General features: G+C 67.1%; 5 protein-coding genes and 1 pseudogene. 3 read left to right on the top strand and 3 right to left on the bottom strand.

The annotated features are described in order from the left end of the window. Positions 1-1,008: 1,008 nt before the first annotated feature. Positions 1,009-1,872, top strand: coding sequence for a GNAT family N-acetyltransferase (locus ACZ50K_RS37535; RefSeq protein ID WP_468911923.1), 864 nt, complete (start codon positions 1,009-1,011; stop codon positions 1,870-1,872). 389 nt (positions 1,873-2,261) lie between these two features. Here the strand turns inward: ACZ50K_RS37535 and ACZ50K_RS37530 are convergent, their stop codons facing one another. After that, positions 2,262-2,633, bottom strand: coding sequence for a hypothetical protein (locus tag ACZ50K_RS37530; protein ID WP_468911920.1), 372 nt, complete (start codon positions 2,631-2,633; stop codon positions 2,262-2,264). Between the two features lie 666 nt (positions 2,634-3,299). Further along, positions 3,300-3,782 (bottom strand): hypothetical protein, encoded by a 483-nt coding sequence (locus ACZ50K_RS37525; RefSeq protein WP_468911917.1) that lies wholly within the window; start codon positions 3,780-3,782, stop codon positions 3,300-3,302. 238 nt (positions 3,783-4,020) lie between these two features. Here ACZ50K_RS37525 and ACZ50K_RS37520 point away from each other — a divergent pair, with 238 nt between their 5' ends. Beyond that, on the top strand, positions 4,021-4,770 hold the full coding sequence (locus ACZ50K_RS37520; protein WP_468911916.1) for a hypothetical protein: 750 nt from the start codon (positions 4,021-4,023) through the stop codon (positions 4,768-4,770). 61 nt (positions 4,771-4,831) lie between these two features. Here ACZ50K_RS37520 and ACZ50K_RS37515 read toward each other — a convergent pair. Then, positions 4,832-5,271: pseudogene (locus ACZ50K_RS37515) on the bottom strand (ISAzo13-like element transposase-related protein); the annotation flags it as partial. 353 nt (positions 5,272-5,624) lie between these two features. On the opposite strand from ACZ50K_RS37515, the gene ACZ50K_RS37510 reads away from it, so the two are divergent. After that, positions 5,625-5,739: transposase family protein (locus ACZ50K_RS37510; RefSeq protein WP_468911926.1), on the top strand; the 115-nt coding region annotated here is incomplete at its 3' end.

The raw sequence follows: 5,739 nt of genomic DNA, 5'->3' as shown, positions 1-5,739 counted from the left end.
ACGCGACGGCGACTTGATCAAGCAGACGGTGGCAGACTGACGGCACATCGAAGCTCCGACTGAGAACGGCGACTTGGCAAGGTCACCCGTCTTCAGCCGGAGCTTCGTTGCATCCGTCGCGGCCCCCGAACCGATCGTCACACCCCTGTGACCAGGCACACCACAAGATCACCACGACTTTGAATCAGCCCTGGGCCCGCCAGGCGGCGAACACCGGCTCAATCAGGGCCCACCGGGCGTCCGAGACGTCACTGCGATAGAAGCGCGGGTTGTCACGCCCCCGACAATGGCCATCGCCGCACACAGGTCACAAGAAAATCCCAAATGCGAACTGAATAGATCAGATGCTTTCTCATGATGACAAGGAGGGATAGCGACGCATCGCCATCAAGATCGACACAGAGGAAACCGCGCCTTACCTCTTGTTGACGGAGGGTACGGTCATTAAGGGTCTACCGGCTCGGAAACCGACCTGCCTCCAGCGGACTCGGCGTGCCCTCGACCCAGAAAGGAAGCCACAGCTCACGAGCCTGTTCCCGTCTCTGCTCAGACGCCCGCGAAGCCGTATCCCTTCTGATCGCCCGACCAGCACAGCGCCGATCCGTTCAAGAAGCACGTCACGCATCCCGGAACAAGGTGTCCTCAAGGACGGCTTCGTCGTTGAAGCGCTTATGACACAGAACGGGCGAACCGTTCCCGCACCCCGGCACGCCTTCTCCTACGGCTACGGCAACACAGATGGCGCCCTGTCGGACACGCCGATCTACGACGCGGTCACGCTGCTCTGGCTGCAGGCCGGCCGCGAAGTGCCACGACCGCCCAGAGCAGCGCAAATCCCGGGTGCGCCATACAGCCTTTGCATGGACCCGAGTTGCTGACGTACCAAGAGCGAAGCGAAGTACTTCCGCAGTCCCCGTCATGCGCCGTGGGTGTGGCGCTTCCTACCGCCCGCCTCCGAGCGGGAGAAGCTGAACCGGTTACCGGACCGCACAGAAGGAGCAGCACGCCGTGGCAGCCACAACCGCCCGTACGCAGACCAGCACCACGGTGCGCCCCTGCACACCGCGAGACCTGGAGAGGGTCCTGGAGCTGATCGGGGGCGACCGGCTGCCCGGCCGCCCGACAGTCAGTGCTGACACGCTCGGGCACGTTGTTGCCGGCTGTTGCCCCGGGGACGCGGCTCCCTCCGTGCTGCAGGAGCCCCGCACGGACCTGGCTGTCGGCACCGGCGGTGAAATTTTGGGCGCCATCGGTTGGGCCCTGAGCGAACACGAAGGTGACGCGATGTTGTTGTGGCTGCACTGTGTCGAGGACGATCAGCAGGTCGCCCAGGTGCTGGTACGGCACATGCTGGACCAAACGGGGCAGCGCACCCTGCACGCGTTCGGCACGCCGACCGCGATGTCGTTCGCGGGTCTGCCGGTACGCAGTCGCCGCGGCAGCGCGGTAGCGCTGGAGGCCGCGGGATTCTCGCGCCAGGATGGCTGGAGATACTTCCACTGCCGCCCCGGTACACTCCAGCGTCTGCCTTACGAGATCATCGACATCACCGAGAGCCCCGATCCGTACGGGTGGTATGTGCGGCTGCGCACGAGTGACGGCACCCACATCGGGAAAGCGGTCGTCAGCCGTCCCGTCGAGGGGACAGCGGTCCTGGAATGGCTCACCCTGGACCCGGAACACCCAGCCGGTCACCTTCACCTGCGTCAGTGCCTGGCGCACCTTGCCGACCGCGGTATCCGCGAACTCACCGTCCTCCTCGGCACACCGGCCGACGGTACCAGCGACACCCTCGCTCCGGCCGCGGAACTCCACCGGCAAGCCGGCTTCCAAGAAATCGACCAGCTCCACCCCTACACCCGCCGACCGTAACAAGCCGCTTGGCCCGCCCGTTCCCCGGGATCCTGTTCGTAAATGCCGTGTCGTCACCCCGTCGGCCTACAGCGGTACCGTGCCATACAGGGGCCTGTCCAGTAAACCGCTCTGTCTCACATTCGGTGGTAGCAGAGGGTGGAGTTACCCGAGGAGGATGCGGTGCCCCCTTCCTGACTCGTCGGAATCACGGTACTGCAGAACAAATTCAAAAGCCTTTTCTCGCGCCCTAGACAACTCAGGGTCACCATCGAGCATTCTCCGCTCACTGGGCTCCATTCCGATGTAATGAGCGTAGTAGGCAAGCATTCCCTGGCCTGCCACTTCTTCGCGGCAGCCTGCGCGAGTTTCCTCCTCAGGCGAGGTCGCGTATTTAGGAGCATTGCCCGTCAGCAACAGGACCCCGCAGCGAGGACCGGTGGGGACTCAGTGCCGTTGTCGACTTCCACGCACAGCAGCGGCATCCGGCTGCCGGGCATGGCGCGGACCAGGTCCGCCCGGATACTGCCCCGCCCCGGCGCGGCGAAGGACCCGGTCACGGGGAGGGCGACTTCCGTGGACCACGTGCCGATCGGCCCCAGCCCCCGCGGCCGCACCCCCGGCACCGGAGCCGGCTCCGGTGCCGGGGCGGGTACTGCCGTCTTGCGGACCACGGGCGCGGTCCGCTCCGCAGGGGTCTGCAGGAACGCCGCCAGCGTGTCGGTCACCCGCATCGCGTGCTTGGCTCCCGAGGCCGCCGCCGCCTTCGCCGTGCCCCCCATCTCCTTGGGGCGGCGGTCCCAGGATCACGGGAGCCGCCTCCAGGCCCGCCAGCGTCAAGGACCACAGCTTCTCCGTGACGCGCCGACCGTCCGGCTCGACACGGGAGGTCCGGCCCGCCGAGAACACCAAGCCCTCGGCCTCAAGGTCCTTGCAGCCGCCCCGCACCGTCGCCGCGTCCGCGGTCCCCGGACACGTCAACGCCCGGATCTGCGCGGCCGTGGCCACCTTCACCACACCCAGGGCCTCCAGCACCTGCCCCCTGGTCTTGGCCGTCGACTCGTACCTCCGCGCAGCCGTCCCCGCCACCCCGGCCCCTCCGCCCCTTGCGCCAGCAAGCCACCGCCCCGGAACTGCACATAAAGAAGTGTCGAGGCAGCGTCCACGGCCCGAAACAGCGGCCGACCTGCACGGATGCTACCGGTCGAAGGGTTTGTCACCACAGGGGGAACAGGAGGGGAAAGCGCAGAGACGCGGGCAGGGGCCGGCCGGGCTTGCCCAGTGCGCCGAGGCCGCCGGGGCTGGAGGGTGGGCAAGCCTCGCATCAAGGCCCCCGGCAGGGTCTGCCGGGGGCCTTCGCATAGCGCACGGGAAGGAGGAAGAAGAGCACCGCCGCTTCCACGAAGAAGGCGGCAGCCTCGAAGGCTCACCTGCGTGCTGGGTGGGGATCAGCTTGCCGCGCGTATGGCCGTGGCCCCGAAGACGTCGTCGAAGCGATGTGCGTTGTGGGTGCTGACGAGGTGGTAGGCGCCGCTGCGGTGGCGGCGTGCGTGCCCGGTGTAGTGAAGGATCTCGGCCGGTGTGAGGACCTTGAGGTCGCCCAGTACGTAGTAGAGCGGTGTCGGCGCGTGAGTGCCGGTGAAGAGAAGCCCGGCGCGGACGGCATCGCTGCTGAGGGCGTAGCGGTTGGAGGTGGATGAGGGCATGCGGTCTTTGGCGTCGATGGTGACGATCTCGCCGTCGCGGGCGGCGATGAGGTCGGGAAACCAGCGCAGTGGCGAGGTGGTGCGGGCGAGGGCCTGCCGGATCTCGTGCGGGTAGGTGCCTTGTCCGGAGTGTTGGACCGTCCAGCCTCTCGTGCGCAGGGCGGCGGCGACCCGCTGCTCGTGTGCATCTCCTACGGCCTTGCGATCGTGCCAGTGCGTCACCACGGCTGCCCCTCCACTGAGTTCTACGCAGGTGATACGAACGGATCTCTTTTTGTATTACTCTTGCATCGCTATGATGCCCATCATGGCGGCATACGTAGACCCACGGTTTCGTCCCACGCTCTGGCCTGGAACTCCCGTGCCCCCACCAGCGTTGAGCCCCCTCGCCGACGCACGAGCCGAGGACGGATGGATCGTCTGGACTCCCCAGGCCCGTCGTCCCGGCGACGGGTCCGCCACTGTGCCGGAAGACTTCTACCTCCGCGAGTTCATGGAACTCGACGCCACAGACCTCGACGCGATTGCCTCCGTAGTACGGCGATACGGGCATCTGGGAAGCCTCGTAGATGACCTGAGCCTGGACGAGGAAGACCACCGCTACTACACCGCCCTGATGGGCTCCCATCCCGAGCGCGGACCGTTCGCCCTCCATGGCGAACTGGCAACGCTTTTCGTGGAAGCAGCTCAGGAGGCCATCACCACGTGGCTGGCCCTGCGCCGCGAAGGCGGGCTGGACGAACTCGTCCGAGCGGAGGCCACCGAGGAAGAGCTGCGACGGTGGCAGGCTGCCAACCGTGACGGGGCAGCGCTTTGGCCGCGCGATCTGGACCACATGCGCGAGGAACTGCTGAATCTGAAGATCAGCGACTTGGCGAGCACCCTCAATGCTGCCCTGGAGCCCTTCAGCATCGGCATCGGCGGCCTTGACGACCGATACCCCACGCTTCTGTCCGTGGTCTTCCTCCAGCTGTACAACCACCTTGCCGAGGAGGCCACCATCCGGGAATGCGCCAGTGAGACCTGCCGGCGCCCCTTCGTCCGCCAGCGCGGCCGCGCGGAGTACGGGCAAAACCGCACCAGCGGCATCAAGTACTGCACCCGCGAATGCGCCCGCGCCCAGGCCCAGCGCGAACACCGGCGCCGCCGCAAAGCATCGGCTGCCCACGGCGCCATCGGCATGGGCCCTCAGGGCAAGGAGACCGGAGCGTGAAGGGGTCGCTGTACGCGCACCAGTACGAAGCCGTCGATGCCGTGCTGCGAGCCCTCACCTTCTTGGCGCTGGCCTGCAGGCTGAAACCCGCCTCCCGCAGCAGGCCGGCGACGGTGTCCGCGCTGACCTTGTGGCCGGCCCGGGTGAGCTCCCACGCGAGGGTACGGGTGGACTTCACCGTCCACCGCAGCGGCGACATCGGATCCCCGCGCTCGTCCGGCTCCACCAGCGCCAGCAGCGCGGGCCGCAGCCCCAGGTCGAGATCCGCGACCCGCTTGCGTCCACCGCCCGGGCGCCGCACCCGCCTCGAGCTCGAGTAGGCCCTTGCGAACCGTCGTCTCACTCACCTCAGCCGGCCCGGGCGACGGCCCGAATACCACCATGCCCCAGCACCCGAGCCTCCGCGGCCATCAGCAGACGACGCTGCCGCTCGTCCACATGCGGGAACAACACCTTGAACTTCACTCCGAGTTGGCTACAGACCTCGTCCGGGATGCGCATACCACACCAACGAGCCTCAGAACGGGAAGCAACACGTTGATTCCCTGCAAGCCCTGACGAGCTCGTGCATGGTTGGCGGTGCAGTGCTGGGGCTTCGTCCCTGATCATATTCGTGTGGTGGGGAACGAGGCTCGTGCAGTCATCATCAGCGACCGGAGGATCACGGGGCTGTCGTCCGATGTGATCGCCGAACTCGTCGCCGAGGTGGGTCCGTTATGGCATGAGCGGCACCAGGCAAAGCTGGAGTCCAGGCCGAGGAAGCGGGCCGTCGGCGCCGGCGCGAAGCACCGTCTGGTCTTCGTCGACCGGCTGCTGCCAAGCTCGTTCACCTTCGCCACGGTGTCACTCATGACGTGCTGGCCTGCTGGTTCGACGTCGACCGCTCCACGATCACCCGGGCGGTCGGCGAGGTGCGGCCCCTGCTCGCTGCTCGGGGCTGCACCATCGCGGCCGGCGTCCGGCTCCGCA

This window comes from Streptomyces sp. NPDC033845 (assembly GCF_055576225.1).
Note: the sequence above shows the minus strand (reverse complement) of the source record. Positions and strands in the feature narration are given on the sequence as shown.

Coding starts and splice junctions, on each gene's coding strand:
- ACZ50K_RS37530 (WP_468911920.1), bottom strand. CDS start 2,633: ATGGGGGGCACGGCGAAGGCGGCGGCGGCCTCGGGAGCCAAGCACGCG.